This window comes from Rhodospirillales bacterium, from assembly GCA_018666775.1.
Classification (GTDB): domain Bacteria; phylum Pseudomonadota; class Alphaproteobacteria; order SMXQ01; family SMXQ01; genus JABIXC01.
The window spans coordinates 524,574-543,665 of record JABIXC010000017.1 but is presented as its reverse complement, the minus strand read 5'-3'; the positions used below and the strand labels follow the sequence as shown (position 1 = coordinate 543,665).

At 50.5% G+C, this 19,092-nt stretch carries 17 protein-coding genes; 9 read left to right on the top strand and 8 right to left on the bottom strand.

Translation table 11 applies throughout. The annotated features are described in order from the left end of the window. Nucleotides 1-47 precede the first annotated feature (47 nt). Both HOJ08_10600 and HOJ08_10595 read right to left on the bottom strand, forming a co-directional pair. A complete protein-coding gene (locus tag HOJ08_10600) occupies nt 48-782 on the bottom strand; it encodes a hypothetical protein (protein MBT5673878.1) in 735 nt (244 codons plus the stop codon). A 73-nt stretch (nt 783-855) separates the two neighbouring features. Next, the gene (locus HOJ08_10595; GenBank protein MBT5673877.1) at nt 856-1,857 is read right to left on the bottom strand and encodes a cupin domain-containing protein; all 1,002 of its coding nucleotides are present in this window, start codon (nt 1,855-1,857) and stop codon (nt 856-858) included. 179 nt (nt 1,858-2,036) lie between these two features. Between HOJ08_10595 and HOJ08_10590 the strand changes: the two genes are divergently transcribed. Both HOJ08_10590 and HOJ08_10585 read left to right on the top strand, forming a co-directional pair. Beyond that, nucleotides 2,037-3,188, top strand: a complete 1,152-nt coding sequence (locus HOJ08_10590; protein MBT5673876.1) for an aminopeptidase P family protein — start codon at nt 2,037-2,039, stop codon at nt 3,186-3,188. A 55-nt stretch (nt 3,189-3,243) separates the two neighbouring features. Next, nucleotides 3,244-5,559 (top strand): xanthine dehydrogenase family protein molybdopterin-binding subunit, encoded by a 2,316-nt coding sequence (locus HOJ08_10585; protein ID MBT5673875.1) that lies wholly within the window; start codon nt 3,244-3,246, stop codon nt 5,557-5,559. Nucleotides 5,560-5,566: 7 nt separating this feature from the next. Here HOJ08_10585 and HOJ08_10580 read toward each other — a convergent pair whose 3' ends face one another. Beyond that, nucleotides 5,567-5,935, bottom strand: coding sequence for a DoxX family protein (locus HOJ08_10580; GenBank protein ID MBT5673874.1), 369 nt, complete (start codon nt 5,933-5,935; stop codon nt 5,567-5,569). A gap of 80 nt (nt 5,936-6,015) precedes the next feature. On the opposite strand from HOJ08_10580, the gene HOJ08_10575 reads away from it, so the two are divergent. Next, on the top strand, nt 6,016-6,426 hold the full coding sequence (locus tag HOJ08_10575; protein MBT5673873.1) for an HIT domain-containing protein: 411 nt from the start codon (nt 6,016-6,018) through the stop codon (nt 6,424-6,426). 8 nt (nt 6,427-6,434) lie between these two features. Here HOJ08_10575 and HOJ08_10570 read toward each other — a convergent pair whose 3' ends face one another. The 4 genes from HOJ08_10570 to HOJ08_10555 form a co-directional block, all read right to left on the bottom strand. Next, entirely contained in the window at nt 6,435-6,803 is a 369-nt protein-coding gene (locus tag HOJ08_10570) for a response regulator (protein ID MBT5673872.1), read from the bottom strand. 87 nt (nt 6,804-6,890) lie between these two features. After that, nucleotides 6,891-7,946: a 2-oxoacid:ferredoxin oxidoreductase subunit beta gene (locus tag HOJ08_10565; protein MBT5673871.1), complete on the bottom strand. Its 1,056-nt coding sequence runs from the start codon at nt 7,944-7,946 to the stop codon at nt 6,891-6,893. After that, the gene (locus HOJ08_10560; GenBank protein ID MBT5673870.1) at nt 7,943-9,760 is read right to left on the bottom strand and encodes a 2-oxoacid:acceptor oxidoreductase subunit alpha; all 1,818 of its coding nucleotides are present in this window, start codon (nt 9,758-9,760) and stop codon (nt 7,943-7,945) included. Before HOJ08_10560 ends, HOJ08_10565 begins: the two co-directional genes overlap by 4 nt. Next, on the bottom strand, nt 9,736-11,550 hold the full coding sequence (locus HOJ08_10555; protein ID MBT5673869.1) for an FAD-dependent oxidoreductase: 1,815 nt from the start codon (nt 11,548-11,550) through the stop codon (nt 9,736-9,738). Before HOJ08_10555 ends, HOJ08_10560 begins: the two co-directional genes overlap by 25 nt. A gap of 230 nt (nt 11,551-11,780) precedes the next feature. Here HOJ08_10555 and HOJ08_10550 point away from each other — a divergent pair, with 230 nt between their 5' ends. The 3 genes from HOJ08_10550 to HOJ08_10540 are packed head-to-tail and all read left to right on the top strand — an operon-like array spanning nt 11,781 to nt 15,441. Continuing rightward, on the top strand, nt 11,781-12,968 hold the full coding sequence (locus HOJ08_10550) for a hypothetical protein (protein MBT5673868.1): 1,188 nt from the start codon (nt 11,781-11,783) through the stop codon (nt 12,966-12,968). Between the two features lie 12 nt (nt 12,969-12,980). Next, a complete protein-coding gene (locus tag HOJ08_10545) occupies nt 12,981-14,438 on the top strand; it encodes an amidohydrolase (protein MBT5673867.1) in 1,458 nt (485 codons plus the stop codon). A 28-nt stretch (nt 14,439-14,466) separates the two neighbouring features. Further along, nucleotides 14,467-15,441: a hypothetical protein gene (locus HOJ08_10540; GenBank protein ID MBT5673866.1), complete on the top strand. Its 975-nt coding sequence runs from the start codon at nt 14,467-14,469 to the stop codon at nt 15,439-15,441. Between the two features lie 6 nt (nt 15,442-15,447). Here HOJ08_10540 and HOJ08_10535 read toward each other — a convergent pair whose 3' ends face one another. Next, nucleotides 15,448-16,059, bottom strand: coding sequence for a TetR/AcrR family transcriptional regulator (locus HOJ08_10535; GenBank protein ID MBT5673865.1), 612 nt, complete (start codon nt 16,057-16,059; stop codon nt 15,448-15,450). A gap of 337 nt (nt 16,060-16,396) precedes the next feature. Between HOJ08_10535 and HOJ08_10530 the strand changes: the two genes are divergently transcribed. From HOJ08_10530 to HOJ08_10520, 3 genes are all read left to right on the top strand, one after another. After that, nucleotides 16,397-17,281 carry a hypothetical protein gene (locus HOJ08_10530; protein MBT5673864.1) on the top strand — a complete coding sequence of 295 codons (885 nt, stop codon included), beginning with the start codon at nt 16,397-16,399 and terminating at the stop codon, nt 17,279-17,281. 93 nt (nt 17,282-17,374) lie between these two features. Beyond that, nucleotides 17,375-18,187 (top strand): sterol desaturase family protein, encoded by an 813-nt coding sequence (locus HOJ08_10525; protein ID MBT5673863.1) that lies wholly within the window; start codon nt 17,375-17,377, stop codon nt 18,185-18,187. Nucleotides 18,188-18,277: 90 nt separating this feature from the next. After that, a complete protein-coding gene (locus HOJ08_10520) occupies nt 18,278-19,087 on the top strand; it encodes a class II aldolase/adducin family protein (protein ID MBT5673862.1) in 810 nt (269 codons plus the stop codon). Nucleotides 19,088-19,092: the final 5 nt, after the last annotated feature.

The window sequence follows — 19,092 nt, the reverse complement described above, 5'->3', positions numbered from 1 at the left end:
TTCGCGTGATCGGTTTCCATTACCATGAACTGGGGATACTCACCGACTTACGGTGCGGGATGTTCTTCCATCAGGTCCGCAAGAATGCCCTTCCATGCCTGGTCTAACTGCCAGCTTTCTTTCAGGCCTTCCATCAACATGTCGAATTTGTAGGGTGCATCCGCATGAATGTTCGCAACATCCATCAACATATTACCGTGTTCAACATCAACCTCGGCATGTTCCTTGGCGTTGATCTGTTTGTCGAATGGAATACCCAGTTCTGATTCCATGCGCTTGCCCATGCGATAGCTCATGCCGCCATGATCAAGCCAATCCGATGAATTGCTGACTTCAAGTGCAGCACAGGCAGCCAGAGACTTCATCCAATGGCTATCTTTAACCAGATGCAGCCATGCATAATTGCAGGTGCGTGTGCCTTCGCGCTGGATTTCATTTTTGAAATCATCGGCATTCAAGCCAATTAATGCTGATTGTTTTACCTGAAGCTCATAATGAGGGTCGCCAGCGCGTTCTTTATTGCCAACCAGTTCATCAAGTTCGTGATCCCAGATCATTGCCTTGACGTCCATTGGGGCCAATCCTTGTGCGAAAGCCCAGCAATCACGGCGATTAAGGTTCCAGAAAGCTTTTTGCAGCGTATAGACCTGTGCTCGTTTTTCGGTCAGCGGCATGGTCAATACCCGCTGGTATTGCGGCGTTTCAAACTGAGCATTGGCGCGGGCACGCACCTCTTCAACGAAAGATTTGCGATAAGATTCTAAGTCAATTGCTGTTGCCATGGTCATTCTCCCTATTTGCATATGTATCCGGATTTTCCGGTTGTTAAGTCAGTTTAACATGTTTGCGTGGAAATTAAATCTGTTCTTCACGATAAAGCCCAAGGGCCCGAAGCGCTGCGCCATCGGTGGCGGCAAAAAGTAATGCATCTTCATCCCCAGAGCCATTTTGATGGGTGTGACCGGCCCAAGCGGGGATGGTGAAGCAATCTCTGGCCCCCCATTTGATGGTCTTGCCATCGACATCTGATTGCCCAGACCCCCGGATAACAAAATAAATGGTGCTGGATGAATGACGGTGGGGGGCACCCTTGAAGCCTGCGGGCAATTTCTGGATGGCGGGCTCCATGGTTTTAACCACTGGGCCACCGGTTTCGGGATCACGATAGGTGATCATATAGCCATCATTGGGGGAAATGTCGCTTTCACCCAACGCATTAAGCGATGCTTCAATCTCTGCCCATGGGTAATGCAGGCGTGCGGGTAACAGTTCGTTGCGAATGGCCTGTTGGTCTTGGCCAAAATTTTCAAAAAGCGTCTGGTTCAATGCCCCGATCAGCGGCCCATCCAGAACATCAAGCCAAAGGGCGCGGCCATCGGATTGATTGTGGTGATCATGCCACTGCCAATTGGGGGTCAAAATCAGATCATTATCTGCCATGGGGCAAACCGCACCATCGACGACGGTATAAAGGTCCTTGTGGCCCTCAATCACGAAGCGTAGCGCTGATATGGTGTGGCGGTGGGCCCAGGCCAGTTCACCCGGTTTAATCAGCTGAATGCCAACATTCATGGTGTGGGTGGTAGAGCGTTCGAGACCCGGGTTGGAAAACACCAGAGAACGCCTTGCGGTAAAGCTTTCCGGGATGGCATCACAGGATTTTTCCAGCAATGGTTCTGTGTCTTTCCAGGACCAAATATGGGCATCCCCACGGGGGGTAGATTCCCAAACGTCACCCTTCCAGGCACCGCCCGTCCCATGATCGCGGCGGTCATCCGACAGCCATTGGCCACGCATGTTCAGTGCCGCTAATTCGTCATTGAAAGACTCTAGGTCGTCGCCCTTTTCATAGGACATTTTGTTTCCATTCCCCAATGTATAATGTTTCTTTTTCTTTTCATTATAATAGGTTGCGCGCCGTTCGTCTAAAATTAACTGATTTTTTTTGCCATCCACCGGCTTGCAAGAAAGTGGGCTAGGGATTACCTTCGGGACACCGGGCTTTGCGCTCAAAAAACAAGAAAACAGAGGCCATAATGCGCGAAGCAAGCGATTTCCCAAGATATTCTGATAAAGAAATGTCCGCGCGCCATGCATTGGTCGACAAGCTGATGGATGATCAAGGCGTTGATGCCTTGCTGGTGTTTGGGTCCGGGCGGTTTGCTTCGGAAATCTATTGGTTAACCGATTGGCCGGGCAGCCGTGAGGCCTATGTTTTGTTCCAAAAGGGCTGTGATCCCGTGGTCATGCTCCAGCTGTACAACCACGTGCCTATGGCCCGGGTGTTGTCTGTTCTGTCTGATGTCCGCTGGGCCGGGGCCAATACAGGCAATTCAATTGCCGGCCTGATCAATGAACGTGGGCTGGGGGACAGCCGGATTGGGTTGGTTGGTTCCATTCCTTATCGACAGTATTTGAAAATTGCCGAAGTGAACCCCGATGCCGATCTGATTGATGCCAGTGGTGCTTTTCGTATGATGCGAACCATCCGAAGCGATGAACAAATCGCACGATTGGCCATTGCTTCCAAATTGACCGACGATTCTATTGTCGCCGTTGCAGAAGGCTTGCACGAAGGAATGATGGAATCTGAAATTCCGGCCATCATCGAGCCCGTGTATTTAAACGCAGGCGGTTATGCGGGTATTCACTTCATGACCTCTATGCCCATGGATGATCCGCATTTTCCGGTGCCGGCCCAATACCAATCCAGCCGGAGGCTGCAAAAAGGCGATTGCCTGATTACCGAGATCAGCGGCGCCTATTGGGGTGTTAGCGGACAGATTCATCGGACGTTTTCGATTGGCACCGGCCCGACACCGGCATGGGAAAAACTCCATGATGTTGCGCTTGAAACCTTTGAAACCCTGGCGGGCATGATAAAACCGGGGGTCACCAGTGAGGAAGTCGAAGAAGCAGCCAATCTGGTCCATGACAGGGGATACCGCACCTATGACGATCTGTTGCATGGGGTCAGCCAGTCCCCTCCCATCATCCAGACGGCGATCGGAAAGCGTCACGAAAGCCCATCGGTTACCTTTCAGGAAAATATGGTGGTTACCATCCAGCCCAACGTGATTACGATGGATGAAAAAATGGGCCTGCAATTTGGTGAAACGCTGGTGGTGGGGAAAGATGGCTGTAAAAGCCTGAATGCCTATCCCCGTGAATGGGTTGTGTGTCCCTGATGATTTCGGGGTAATTTTTGGATAAACAGTAAAGAATCTAAAAGGACAGAAAAAAATGGGTAAATTCGCTCTGGGTCAACCGGTATCACGGTTTGAGGATCAAAGGCTTTTACGGGGGCATGGCAACTTTGTTGATGATGTTGTTTTGCCGCGTATGGCGCACGGCGTTGTTTTACGCTCTCCCCATGCCCACGCAAAAATTCGTTCCATTGATATTTCCACGGCCCAGTCAGCACCGGGTGTTTTGGCAGTATTGACCGGGGCCGATTGGATGGCATCGGGCTATGATGATTTGCCCAAAGGCCACAGCCGCAAGCGGCGTGATGGATCACCATTATATTTGCCTGATTATCCCGCCCTGGTGACAAACCGGGTGCGTTGGGTTGGCGATTATGTTGCCTTTGTCGTTGCGGAAACCCGCGAACAGGCCTTGGATGCCATGGAAATGATTGATGTTGATTATGTCGTGCTGCCTTCGGTGACGGCCACAAATGAAGCATCGAAAGACGATGCGCCGTTGGTTTGGGATGATTGTCCCAACAACATCTGCTTTGTTCATTTGGGCGGCGATAAAGAAGCCGTGGATGCGGCCTTTAAAACGGCGGCCCACGTGGTCGAGCATGAATTTACCATCAACCGTGTAACCGCAGCCCCAACAGAGCCACGCGGGTGTGTCGGGGATTATGATTCTGCCGAAGGCCACTATACCATTTATACGACCTTGCAGCGTGCCCATGCATTTCGCACCCAATTGGCCGAAGTGTTGCGGGTATCAGAAAACAAACTGCGCTGTATCGCCGGTGATGTTGGCGGTAGTTTCGGGATGAAGTCTGCGGTCTATAACGAAGTGCCGCTGGTGCTTTTGGCATCGAAACTTATTGGTCGCCCGGTTAAATGGACCAGCACCCGATCCGAAGCCTTCCTCAGTGATGGACAGGGTCGTGATAACGTTACAAAGGCCGCATTGGCCCTTGATTCCGATTATAAATTTCTGGCCCTTCGGGTAAATACCATCAGCAACGCAGGTGCCTATCTTCAATCAGGCGGAGAGGCCTACATTGGTAATTTAGGGACATTGGCCGGTGTTTATAAAACCCCTGCCATCCATGCCGATGTCACGTCTGTGTTGACCAACACCAATCCCGTGCGCCCCTACCGTGGCAATGGCAGGCCAGAGGCTGCCTATATTATTGAGCGTATTGTTGATATTGCGGCGGATGAATTATCGGTGGACCCGGTTGATCTTCGCCGCCGTAATTTGATCTCTCCCGATGACATGCCCTTCAAGACAGGCCTGACCTTTACCTATGACTGTGGTGAATTTGAAAAGGGCATGGATATCGCCTTGGAAATGGCTGATTACAAAGGGTTTGATGCCAGGCGTGCAGAATCGAAAAAGCGTGGGAAACTGCGCGGCTTTGGTTTTTCCAACACCATTGAACGTGCCGCCGCCCCCAGCACAGAAGGGGGTGAAATTCGCTTTGATCGTTCCGGGTCTGTGACCATTTTCTCAGGTGCCGTCAATCAGGGCCAAGGTCACGAAACGGTCTTCAAACAACTTGTTTGTGACAAATTGGGCCTTGATCCAGAAGATGTTCATTACATCAGCGGCGATACCGAGACAGTGTTCATGGGAGAGGGTTCAGGTGGATCGCGTTCTGCGACCATTGGTGGGTCTGCTTTGTTGATGGCATCAGAAAAAGTTATCGTCAAAGCAACAGCCATTGCGGCCCATTTGATGGATGCCAGCATTGATGACGTGTCCTTCGAAGTCGGCGTGTTTTCCAGCACTGGATCAAACAAGTCCCTGACCATCAAGGAAATTGGCAAAGCGGCCGCCAACCCCAAAAGCCTGCCCGATGGGATGGAACCGGGGCTGGTGGTCCAAGCAGTGTTTGAAAATAAGGAAGTGAATTACCCCAATGGCTGCCATGCGTGTGAGCTGGAAATTGATATGGAAACCGGCACCGTCGACGTCGTTGCTTATAACGTGGTGGATGACGTTGGCGTTGTGATGAACCCGCTTTTGCTGCACGGGCAAATTCAGGGCGGTGTTGCCCAAGGGTTAGGCCAAGTCTTAATGGAAGATATTCGGTTTGATCCCGACAATGGACAGCTCCAAACGGGGTCCTTTCTTGATTATGCCATGCCCCATGCCGCTGATTTCAGCAACATTCATGTCAAAAGCAATGCGGTGCCGACCAAGACCAATCCTTTGGGCGTCAAGGGTGCGGGTGAAGCCGGCAATGTTGGGGCGCTGCCTGCTGTGGGCAACGCGGTGATCGATGCCCTGTCTGATTATGGCATTCGGGAAATTCCCATGCCGATGACATCTGAACGGATTTGGCGGGTGATTTCCGGCCAATCTTGATTGGCGGTTAGACAATCAGCATCAACCCGCCAATCACGGCAAGATTGTTGCAGACGAACTGGAAATGGACCTGGCGGGCGCGGGGTTCTTCGTATTCCCAGAACCGATGGTAAAAGGCAGACACGACGATGGTGAACCCGATTAAAATTAGGGCGCCGATACTGGCGAAATAATCAGCCGCTACCATGAATGCACCGCTAAATTGCAGGATTAATGCTAGGCCAAATGAAAAACCTGGAACCGGAACATTAAGTTCTGCCATGCGGCGGGTCGTGTTACCCCAATTCAAGAGATTGCGAATGCCGACGATAACAAACAGCGATGCGATCAGGAGATGAGCAATGATTTGCAGGGACGTATGGTCAGCATGAAACATAATTCTTCCCATTTTATTTTTACAGCATCTACAGGCTATCAGATGCAGATACCCCAAATAAAGATGATTGGCATCCCTTTATGACGACATTCAAGCTGGACCCACGCCTGGATCAAGATACGCATTTGATAACCAAACTGGGGCTAAGCCGCATATTGCTAATGAATGACCGGCGGTTTCCATGGGTGATTTTGGTACCTGAACGCGCTGGCGTGCAAGAAATTCATGATTTGTCGATTGAGGATCGGGCTATTTTGATGGAGGAAATTACCCTGATTTCCAAGATACTGAATGGCATGTTCAAGCCTGATAAAATGAATGTTGGAGCCCTTGGCAATATTGTGCCGCAGCTTCATATTCATGTTATTGCACGGACATCAAAGGATGCGGCATGGCCGGGGCCGGTTTGGGGCTGTGGAAAAGCTGAGCCTTATGATGCTCAAGCCCTTTCAGACTTCAAAAACCGCTTGATGGTTGAATTACAGGCTTGATGGCGTGTCTAGCTGGTAAGTGCCGCCCGCAGATCAGATAGATGCACCGGTTTTTGCAATGTGGTGACAATATCAATGCCTGAGAGCGAACTCAGCTTTTCAGCCATTTCCATGTAGTGGGGGTTAAACCCGGTCACAAGGATGACCTTGGTCTTTTCTTTCCCCTCTTCAGACGAAAACCATTGCAAAAATTCAATGCCGTCTTCACCGGGCATGACAATATCAAGGACCAAAATATCCGGTTTGAAGTCGCGAATTTTCTTCCGTGCTGATTTGCAGTCGTGACAAAGCGCCACTTCGAAATCAAGGGTTGAACTGGCCCCTTTTACGAAATTGGCAAATTCAACTTCATCATCAACGACAAGAAGTCGCTTCATCGCGTTATCTTTCCTTTACATGCTACTAAAGTAGTATGTTTACATAGATAGGTAAACATAAGGTTTCTAGGGATTGAAAATTTAACCCTAGCGATACCGTTCTTGGAGGGATTCCAAGGCTTTTGACCCCGGATTAAGGTCTTCATACGGGAATGTTGCCAATGGGGCGGCCACTGTGCCATTCACCCCATGCATGTCTGGCCTGTTTTCATCGATATATAAAAGCCCGGTAACGATTTCGCCGCGTTCCTGATGGCTCATGACATAGTTAAAGGCCTTGGCCCTGTCACGGGGATCATAGTCTTCATCGGTCTTTTTCAGCATGATGGTGCTGCCATCGTGCAGGGTTACAGAAATTGATTGGCCTTCGTTATAAGAGGCGCTGATTTCTGATTTGGCATCGATAAGATCGGCATGGGCTGCGGGGTGTAGATTCTGATACGCGTGCGCATATGACATGGCAGAATCTTCGTGGTCGTTGAAGGTGACGCAAGGCGACAGGATATCGATCAAGGCAAACCCTTGATGTTTCAATCCAGCCTTGATCAGGGGCACCAACTGGGCTTTATCACCCGAAAAACTGCGGGCAATAAAGCTGGCCCCAAGTGCCAATGCTGTTTTAACGGGATCAATGGGTGCCTGGGTGTTTTGCTCACCTTTTTTGGCCTTGGCACCCAGGGCGGCAGATGCTGAAAACTGCCCTTTGGTCAGGCCATAGACGCCATTGTTATCAATAATATAGAGCATATTTAAATTGCGTCGCATGGCATGGGCAAATTGGCCCAATCCAATAGAAAGGCTATCGCCATCCCCGCTGACGCCAATGCAATACAGTTCACGATTGGCCGCCGATGCACCGGTGGCAATGGAAGGCATGCGCCCATGAACGGTGTTGGCCCCGTGGGATTGCCCCATGAAATAGGCGGTTGTTTTAGATGAACAACCGATGCCGCTGATTTTAACGGCGCGATGGGGTGGGATGGAAAGTTCAAAAAATGCCCGGGTCATGGCAGCGGTAACTGAATCATGGCCACACCCGGCACAGAGCGTAGACATGGCCCCGTCATATTCATTCCGGGTCAGGCCCAAATCATTCCGGGTGCTTCCTTTATGGGAAACCTTTGGTTTGCGAATGAAGCTCATGCGGCATTCTCCTTGGCAACGGTTTCCGAGATGGTTTTTTCAATGATATCCGGTGACATCGGCATGCCATCATAATTCAGGATGGATACCAGTTGTTTCTTTTCCACCCGGGTTTCATTGATCAGAAGGCTTTTTAACTGGGCATCGCGGTTTTGTTCAATAACGAAAATGCGATCATGGTTTTCAAGAAAAGCTTCGACCTTTTCACTGAACGGGAAGGCCCGCACGCGCATGTAATTAACGGAGATGCCTTGTGCGTTCAGGCCATCGATGGCTTCGCGTATCGCACCATCACAAGAGCCAATGGACAGGATGGCCGTGCGGGTCTCTTTTTTGGAACGCCTGACAACCGGGGGTGGAACCAGATTTTTTGCGGTTTCCCATTTAACCAACAAGCGATCCATGACGTCTTGGTATTCGTCCCCGACCTCTGTCCTGCCACCGTACTTGTTATGCCCGGCACCCCGGAAGAAATAAGCGCCTTTGGGTTTTGAGCCGGGCAATGTCCGGTAAGGAATGCCATCCCCGTCTACATCAAGATAGCGGTGGAAATCTTTGATCTTGGCCAGTTCAGCATCGTTGAGAACCTTGCCACGGTCTGGGCGGTATTTATCATTCCATTTCAATTCTTTGCACATCCAGTCATTCATGCCGATATCAAGATCGGACAGAACAAAGATCGGCGTTTGAAGGCGTTCTGATAAATCGAACGCATTAACGGCCATATCAAAACATTCCCCGGGATCACTGGGGAACAGTAAAACATGTTTGGTATCACCATGAGAGGCGTAGGCGCAGCTTATGATGTCGCCTTGCTGGGTTCTGGTTGGCATGCCTGTGGACGGCCCAACACGCTGTACATTGAAAAGCACCATGGGGACTTCGGCGTAATAGGCAAGCCCGATCAGCTCACCCATCAATGAAATTCCGGGTCCCGATGTTGTGGTAAAGGCGCGCGCACCGGTCCAGCCAGCGCCAACAACAACACCGGCAGAAGACAATTCATCTTCGGCCTGAATGATGGCAAAGCGCTTTTCCCCGGTTTCTTTATCAACGCGGAAACGATTGCAAAATGATGTGAAGGCATCCATGAGCGACGTTGACGGTGTAATAGGATACCAGGCCCCGACGGTGGCCCCTGCATATACACAGCCAAGCCCGGCGGCCGTATTGCCATCAATCATGATGTGGCCCTTGGTTTTGTCCAAGGCTTTGACCCGAAGTGGCAAGGGGCAATCAAAATGGCTGCTGACATAATCATAACCAAGCTCAATCGCCTGCATGTTTGCTGGAACAAGTTTGGGTTTGCCTGCAAACATTTCTTCGATCAATGTTTTGATGACTGACATTTCAATGCCAACCAATGCGGCCATGGCACCAACATAGGCCATGTTTTTCATCAGGATGCGAATGCGGGGATTGGCAAAGGCTTCGTTGCACATGTCTGCAAGGGGAATGCCCATCACTGTAATATCACTGCGTGATAGAAGTTTGTCCCGTGGCCAGGATGAATCATAGATAAGGTAACCGCCAGCGGTGACTTCTTTGATGTCATCGGCATAGGTTTCTGCATTCATGGCCAGCATGATATCGATGTTGCCAGAACGGCCCTTGTAGCCCTTTTTGGTGACCCGGATTTCGTACCAGGTCGGCATGCCCTGAATGTTGGATGGAAAGAAATTCTTGCCCACCACGGGAATGCCCATGCGAAAGAATGCCTTCATCAGAAGTGCATTGGCGCTGGCCGATCCGGTGCCATTGACATTGGCAATTTTGACGACGAAGTCGTTTAGCCGACTTTTCGTTTGTGGCACGACGCACTTCCTCCGTTTTCATCACCCGCATAGGCAAAGGTGATCGTCGATTGTTCCATATCCCAAGCAGCCGTTGGGCAGCGTTCTGCACAAAGCCCACAATGGACGCAGAAATTTTCATCCTTGACCATGGCCCGTTTTGTATAATTCAGGGGATCAGACACAAACATGGGCTGGTCCGGGTCTTGTGCCGGGGTCGTCAGGTTTTGGCGTAATTCATCTTCGTCCGTGTTCTCAACAATGGTCAGGCAATCAACGGGACAAATATCAATGCATGCATCGCATTCGGTGCAGAGCTTCGGCGTGAAAACAGTTTGAATATCACAGTTAAGGCACCGTTCAACCTCTGTTACGACCTGATCAACGGTAAAGCCCAGTTCCACTTCGATATCCAGTTTTTTGAACCGTTCCTTCAGGTCGACATGGGGCATTTCACCCCGCGCGGCGGGGTCATAGTTATTGGAATAGCGCCATTCATGGATGCCCATTTTGGTGGATTGAAGATTTACCCCATCGGGAAGTCGGTCGGTAACGGGGGTGCCTTCGCAATGTTTGTGAATGGAAATGGCGGCTTGATGCCCATGTTCAACCGCCCAGATAATGTTTTTGGGGCCAAATGCAGCGTCGCCGCCAAAGAACACATTTTCTCGTGTTGATGCAAAGGTGACGGGGTCTACCACCGGCATATCCCATTTGCCGAATTCGATCCCGATATCGCGTTCAATCCAGGGGAATGAATTGTCTTGGCCGATGGCCAGAACAACATCATCGCATGGGATAAAGACTTCTTCCGAAACGGTGCTATCGGTTATTTCGCCTTTTTCATCCAGCGTGTAATCCATTTTTTCAAAGGTCATGCCCTTGAGCTTGCCGTTTTCTATAACAAAATTCTTGGGCGAATGATTGACCATGATATCGACATTTTCTTCTTCGGCATCTTCCAGTTCCCAATCTGATGCCTTAAAGAATTCGCGGGGTTTGCGGGCCATGACTTTGACATTTGTGGCGCCCAACCGCAGCGATGTGCGGCAGCAATCCATGGCTGTGTTGCCAACGCCGATGATCAACACCCGTTTACCAATGGATTCAATATGTTCAAACGCGACAGATTCCAGCCACTGAATACCGATATGGATATGGTCGCTTTCATCGCGGCCGGGCAAGACCAGATCTTTGCCCTTGGGCGCGCCGGTGCCAACAAAGATAGCGTCATAGCCATCATCCAAAAGCCCCGTCATGCTTTCCACCCGTGTGTTCAGGCGAAGGTCCACCCCCATATCGGTGATGTATGAAATTTCTTCATCCAGAACCTTGGTGGGCAGGCGAAAGGATGGAATATTGGAACGCATCAATCCGCCCGGGCGGGAAAGGGATTCAAACATGGTGCAGTCATACCCAAGGGGCATCAGGTCATTGGCAACGCTCAACGACACGGGTCCCGCACCGATGATGGCAATGCGTTTGCCATTCTTTTTCTTTGGTGCCTTTGGCAATTGATCGGTGATGTCATCGCGATGGTCTGCTGCTACCCGTTTCAGCCGACAAATGGCGACAGGTTCTGCATCATCAAGGCGTCCGCGCCGACAAGCCGGTTCACAGGGCCGGTCACATACACGGCCCAGGATTCCTGGAAATATGTTGGATGCCCGGTTGACCATATAGGCGTCGGTAAACTTTCCCTGAGCGATCAGGCGAATGTATTCGGGTACTGCGGTATGGGCAGGGCAGGCCCATTGGCAGTCAACGACTCGGTGAAAGAAATCCGAATCAGACGTATCGGTTGGTTTCATTATGTGAACTCTATGTGGTTGCGATATCTTCGCATCTTAAGGCCCGCATAATGGTTCATTCCGGGACGGTTCGTCTAGAGTTTTTGATAATTTTTTTGGCAATTTATGATGAAAAAATGACGCAAAGGTCGCTTTGCGGTTTGCGGGCGTGATCTGGCCGTAAAAAGTGTTATTCTTAAGCCAATTATGACGCCTGTTTGGGCGCAGCAATAAAAAAACGGGGAGTAATTATGAGCCATACGCCACCAACCCTTGATGATATTCGGGAATCTTACACCGCAACGGCCATGCCGCCTGCAAAAGAGACCGAATCCACCACCATTCGCAACCGGTTTCAGGCATACGCGAATATGAACAAGGTGTTTGCCATCAAGCCGGGTGATCGGGTTGCCTTTTTGACCGATCCACGTCTGGACCGCCGTGTTGTGGATGCCATTTCCGGTATTGCCCGAGCCAATGGGGCAGAATGCAGGGAATTTATGTGGCCATCGACGCGAATTACGGAAATCCCCGAAGTCGTCCGGCCCTTGTTGGAACAAAGTGATTTCGTGGTGTCATCCTGGTTTGCTTCTACGGGGTGCCCCTTTGCCAACAAAATGCGGAAGGAAACGGGGCAACGTTGGGTGAAGATTACCTATTTTCGCAATCTGGATGTGCTGGAAACGCCCCATGCGCGGTTCCCGGTTGAATTGGTGGGGGAAATCATTCGGGCCACGGCAAGGCTGTACCCCAGAGATGTGAATTTCGATATGCAGTTCACCGATGACCGTGGGTCAGACCTGACAATCGAATTTACGCCAAAAATGACGGAAACCCTTTTGGGGATTAGCCGCTGGCGTGGGCTCAACACGGCAACAGAGCCCGGGTGTTATATCCATTACCTGCCGACCCACGGGCCCAACCTTTATGGCCAAACTGCCCATGCACGGGACCCCAAAGCATTTGCCAAAATGAACGGGGTAATTTTCCCACAATGGGCCGTTGGCTTTCCAAAACCATTTGATGAAAAAATTGGCGTCGAATTTAAAGATGATTTCGTGTCAAAGGTGCATGGTAAATCCCTGCAGGCCGAGCAAATGAGAGAATATTTGATCGGCGGCAGGCTTCAGGAACTGGGCTGTGGCCATAATCCAAAAGCGCCGCGTTATGGCATTTATCCGGCCGGGCCCAATTCACCGGGCGGGCTGCATTTCGGGATTAATGCATTGAAAGAAAGCGCGTACCTGCGACGCGCCATCCCACATTGGGAAGAACCCCATATCCATATGGACCTGGTGACCTTCGACACAACGGTGAAGGCGGGGAACACGACCATTTTGGACAAGGGCTTTTTGATGTCGCTGCGCGATGAACAGGTGATTGCCGCTGCCGAAAAATTCGGCGACCCGGTTGAATTACTCGAATCTTATGATGAATAGGACTGTGTCTTTATGAATATGGATAATTTGTCGCCTGAAAAACGTGCGGCGTTTGATTGTATAGCGGCCAATGCGAAGGCCATTAGCCTAGTGGGCGATAACATTTTTTATTTTGGGGAACTGGGCAATCAGGAATACGAAAGTGCCGCCTTGATGAGCGGTCTTTTGGAAAAGGAGGGCTTCAAGATGAAGCGCGGCCTTTCCGGATTCCCCACGGCCTTTCTGGGTGAATTTGGTTCTGGTAAACCCGTTATTACGATCCACACAGAATTTGATGCCAACCCTGATAACAGCCAAAAGTCGGGTGTCACAGAACAAACGCCCATCACCGAAGGCGCGCCCGGACATTGTGAAGGCCACAACGTGAATGGCGCGGTCATGATCGGTGCCGCCATCGCCGTTAAGCGGGTGATGGAGCAATTCAACATCCCTGGCACCCTCCGAATTTTAGGCGCACCAGCAGAAGAACAGGTTTTATCGCGCCCTTATTTTGTTCGCGACGGCTATTTCGATGATGTGGATATTGCGTTGCATCCCCATATCGGGGCGGACCTGCGGGTTGGTTATGGGATGTTACAATCGGCCCTTGTCTCCGCCATTTTTACCTTTAACGGTGAAAGCGCCCATGCGGGAACAGCCCCGTGGAAGGCACGGGATGCCCTTGATGGTTTGATGATGATGGATGCGGGGCTGGCCCAGTACCGCGAACACATGCCGCCAACATCGCGTATCCATCGGGTGGTTCTGGAAGGTGGCCATCAGCCCAATGTCATTCCCAAATGCACAAAAATCTGGTGGTACTTTCGGGATGCAACGGCTGAGGGTGCTGAAAAACTGTTTGAACACGCCAAGAAAGTCGCCGAAGGGGCGGCGTTGATGACAAATACTGAATGGGAATACACCGTGTTATCAGCGGTGTGGCCCGTGCGTGGCAATCAAACGGTCGCCGAAGTGGTGCAGCGCAATATCGAATGTGTCGGCATGCCCGAATGGGACAAGGCAGAAGAAGAACTGGCCCGTTCCTTACAGAAAAGTGCAGGCGTGGCTGTCGATGGCCTTCATCACACCGTGAACAGCCTTGATGGGCCAGCCGAGCAGCGTTTTTCTGCCAATGATGCGGGGGATGTTTCGTGGAAGGTGCCAACATCGAAATTCTATTATCCCGGTAATATCCCCAATATCAGCTATCACCACTGGGCCGCAGGGGTGGCGTTGGCCACATCCATTGCCCATAAGGGGGCCTTGGCCGGGGCAGGGACGTTGGCCGCATCGGCACTTGATTTCCTGATGAAACCGGAATTGGTGGAAACCGCATGGGACAGCTTTCGCGATGAATTGGCCGGTGCCGAATACCGGCCCTTGTTGCCGGTGGGCCAAGACCCACCCGCAGACCTGAACCGGGCCATGATGGAAACGTTCCGCCCGCAAATGCGCGAGCATTATTTAAAAGAAAAACCAGAATTCGTTTGATGCCATAAAAGCCAATGGGGGGGCCGTCATGAAATACCGGACGTTTGGAAAAACTGGATTGAAGGTGTCAGAAATTGGTTTTGGCTGCGGCAAAGTCGGCGGCCTTTTGATCAATGGCACCATAGAAGACCGCCGCCGTGCCATTGATGCGGCGTTAAAGGGTGGGATCAACTGGTTTGATACGGCAGAGGCTTATGGTTCTGAATCTGCCCTTGGCGAATTGCTGGAAGAGGCAGAGGCGGGGGATGCGCATATTTCCACCAAGCTGACCTTAGAGCCCGATCAGGGTGATTTTATAGGCCAGGTCGAAGAACATCTTGATGGGTGTTTGTCGCGCCTAAGACGAGACAAGGTCGATTTATTACAGCTTCACAACCGCATTGATCCCGGTCTCGATGATGCCCGTGCCATTACGCCCGAAGATATTCTCGGCCCCGGCGGCATTTTGGAAGGCATGGAAAAAATGAAACAGGCAGGGCGCTGTGATTTCGTGGGTTTCACGGCCCTTGGCGATGTGCCATCCCTGCACCAAGTGATCGAAAGTGATCGCTTTGATTCTGCACAGGTGTTTTACAATATGGTCAATCCCAGTGCGGCCCGGACCATGCCAGACAGCTGGACCGGCCAGCGCCTTGATGGAATTGTTGATGCGTGTAAACGCCACGACATGGGGGTGCTGGGTATTCGGATTCTGGATGCGGGGATTATCGCCCAGGATGTTGGCGATCGCCGGGTTTCCATGATGACCAAGGAAACAGATAAAGAAACGGAAATCAGAAAGGTGGCATCAGTTGTGGAAGCCATTGGGGACACTTGCGGCACGCGCGCCCAGGCCGGTGTCCGGTTTGCGATTTCATGTCCCCATTTGTCACTGGCTTTGGTCGGGATTGGGGCGCCCGAACATGTGGATGCGGCACTGAAAGCAGTTGAAATGGGGCCATTGCCGACGGATGTTTTAAAGCGGCTGGAAGATCTTTACGAAACGGATTTTATCGCGGTTTGATCAAGGCTAGTCATAAAACAAAAATTCCAGATATTTTCTGAATTGGCGCGATTGGCGAATGATCAGTCCGGTATCATTGCGCGATCGTGCCACCAGAAAGGCACCTTCAAGTAAGCAGACGAAGGTTTCCGCCAACTGCTTTGCAGTTATTCTTAATTTTGGCTTGTACATGGCAAGAACGGCATCGAACCGTTCTTCATAAATCTGTTCCCAGGCCTTCAGGGATGTTTCTATGAATGCGTGGACCGTTGGGTCAAATTGTTCCCCTTCATAGATGTAACTGGCAAACATGCAGCCGGGAAATGGTTCTTCCAATTCTTCCAGAAAGGTTTCGAACATCCCGATGAACAAAAGGGCTTGTTTCAAGGGATCATCGCTGAGCGTTTTGGCCTTTTCTGAATAGTGAAGAAATAAGTTCACATCATCTTCTGCGTATCGGTTCAAAAGGGCCTCTGCCAGATCAGATTTGGATGAAAAGTGGTGAAAAAAGGCGCCTTTGGTTACGTCTGTGCCTTTGATGATTTCATCAATAGAGGTGCCTGCAAAACCCCGGTCCATCACCAGTTGCTTGGCTGCATCCAGAATTTTGGTTTTGGTTTCTTCGCCTTTTATCGCCATTTTACCCTCGTTTTTTCTCTAAATACCAACCAATAGGTATGTAGTTAGGGCCGTTGTGTCAAGTGCAAACCCCGTAAAGGCCGCCAACCACCCTAAATTATCTATTTATTACAGATAGATAATAGAAATTTCAATTTTTTTATATTTTACCTTGCCAAAAACAAACCAAATAGTATGTTACGTACCATACAGTTTGTTTGGTGCTTTTAATAAATTCAATAGGAGACAAAAAATGACCATTTCAATCGACACACAAGTGAAAGAAATTAATCCAGTCTTTGCCAATGCCGGAACACGCAGTCAGGGCAGGGATGTCACCGCCCGATATGCAGGATGCATTGCAGCATCAAAAAAAGTGTCTTGGGACATCGATAAAGATGTCATTCAGGGCCGTTCATTTGATCTCGGGCATAAATTTTTGCCAGACGGGCTCAGCCTGATTTCAGAATTCAGCTATTTGACAGAATCTGAAAAACGCTATCTGAGCCAAATTCAGGGCCGGACGTATGCCAATATATTTGGATTGGTGGAACGGTTCATCGATACCAAAGTGGCTGAACTCTATGATGATCAGCTCGGAAATTCCGTAGCCCAAGAGGCGCTCAATCGTTTTTCCATCGAAGAGGTGAAGCATCAGGAACTGTTTCGCCGGGTTGATGCTCTGGCCGGTGCGGTCATGCCCGCTGGCTACCAATTTGCGGCCCCGGACCCCGATGCAGTGGCAGGCGTGGTGTTGGGGAAGGGTAATTGGGCTGTATTGGGCCTGACCCTGCACATTGAACTGTTCACCCAGAGCCACTATCAGGAAAGCATCGCATCGGACGATAACCTGTCGCCCTTGTTCAAGGATGTCTTTCTTTACCATTGGCAGGAAGAACGCCAGCACGCAATTCTGGATGAGCTTGAATGGCGCCGCTGCAATGCAGATGTGACCCCGGCCGAGCGCGATACGGCTGTTGATGAACTCATCGATTTGGTGGTTGCCGTGGATGGCATTCTTCAGGGCCAGGCCGTGAATGATGCCAAATATTTTGTCGAAACCGGGCAACGCGTTCTCAGTGATGGAATCCATCAAAGTGTTGCCGATGGTCTTTTGAAGGCATACCGCTGGCAATATATTTTGTCCGGTGCCGGACATCCGCATTTCCTCAAGGTTCTGGGGGAATTCACAACCGACGCGCAGCAAAACCGTATCAAGGCTGCTTTGTCGACACTGATGTAGAAAAATCCACTTTGAAACGGAGCATCGGGACGGGCTGGAAATTTTCCGGTCCTCCCTGATGCTCCCGGAATTAAAACGACATAGGAGGTTATAATGCCAACACCCTTTGAAGTAATAACGCATCCTGTTTCTTTGGCTGTTTTTGGTATTTATGGTGCGCTTATTGTATGGGAATTTGCATTCCCTGGACGCAAGGACCTGCCAAAGTCTAAGGCTTGGCTGGGGCGAGGGGCTGTTGCCTTTGCTGTCTATTTCTCACTTGCTTCTTATTTGCCAATCGCGTGGGACACCTATTTGTCTCAATACCAGCTTTTTGATTTATCCTCCCTTGGCACGGTTGGTGGAGCAATTATTGGGCTGGTGGTCTATGATTTAACCGTATATCTGTGGCATCGGAGCATGCACCGATCTACAACTTTATGGCGGGGCATCCATCAGATGCATCACAGTGCCGAACGCCTTGATACATTCGGTGCCTTTTATTTCAGCCCCCAAGACATGGTCGGCTGGGTTTTTGTCGGAAGTGTTGCGCTGGTGCTTGTTGTGGGCATTACGCCTGAGGCTGCCACCATCGTGATGCTAACCACAACGTTTACCGGAATTTTTCAGCACGCAAATATTAAAACACCGCGTTGGCTGGGTTATTTCGTTCAAAGGCCAGAATCCCATTCAATCCATCATGGTCGGGGCATTCATAACTATAATTTCTCGAATTTTGCAGTCTTTGACATGATTTTTGGAACGTTCAGGAACCCCGATACCTTCATGGCGGAAACCGGGTTTTATCCAGGTGCTTCAGAACAGGTGGTCGATATGCTTTTGTTTAAAGACATTGATCAACAAAACGGCGAAATCAGGGAATATTCCAAAAGTCCTGACCTTATACACTTACAAAAATCTGCTTAAATAAATGGGGGTGTTTTTCACCCCCATTTATCTGTTTCTGATCAAAATCCGGTTATAATGCTTGCTATAACAGGGCAGGAACGGATGACCATGGACGATAAAAATACCGGCAGTAATATCTTGGACGAAGGCATTGGGGAATTGATCCGTGCCCACCGGGTTCTGGAGATGGAAGGGCACGAAGACCTGACCCTTGGCCACATGTCGTGGCGCGACCCGGGGGGACGCGGTTTCTGGATGAAACTGCAAGGCATCAGCCTAGGCGAAGTGCGTACCCAAGAAGATCTGGTGCTGATGGATTTCGATGGCAATGTTTTGGAAGGCGATGGCCGCTGGGTCCACGCCGAATGGCCCATTCATGCGGAACTTTTGCGCGCCCGTCCAGACATTGAAGCGGCAGGGCACACCCACCCATTTTATGCATCGGCGTTTTCATCTACCCATGAAACCTTGCGCGCCGTCGCCCATGAAGGCGCATTCTTTGGGGAAAATGTCCCCCATTACAAAGATACATCAGACCTGATCAAAACCCCGCAGTTAGGTGCCGATTGTGCGGCGACCATGGGGGACGCTTATGCATTGTTTGTTGCCAATCACGGGGTGACCTTTTGCGGTAACACCATCAAACATGCCATGCTGATGGGCATTTTTTTGGAAAAAGCCTGTCGTCATCAACTGTTGATGCAGTCTTCCGGGTTCAAATGGGATTGGGTTGAAGGCGAAGAAATCGAAAAGAAAAAGCTGTGGCTGAAACCAGAAATTCTGGATGCGTGTTGGCGTTTTTATAACCGAAAACTGGACCGGTTTGAAAATGGCCGTGATCTAGCACCTGTTTCGGCCGATGACCGAATCGCACCCTGGTTTGAACGCCATGGCGCTGAAGGTGGGCCGCGGTCATAATGTCC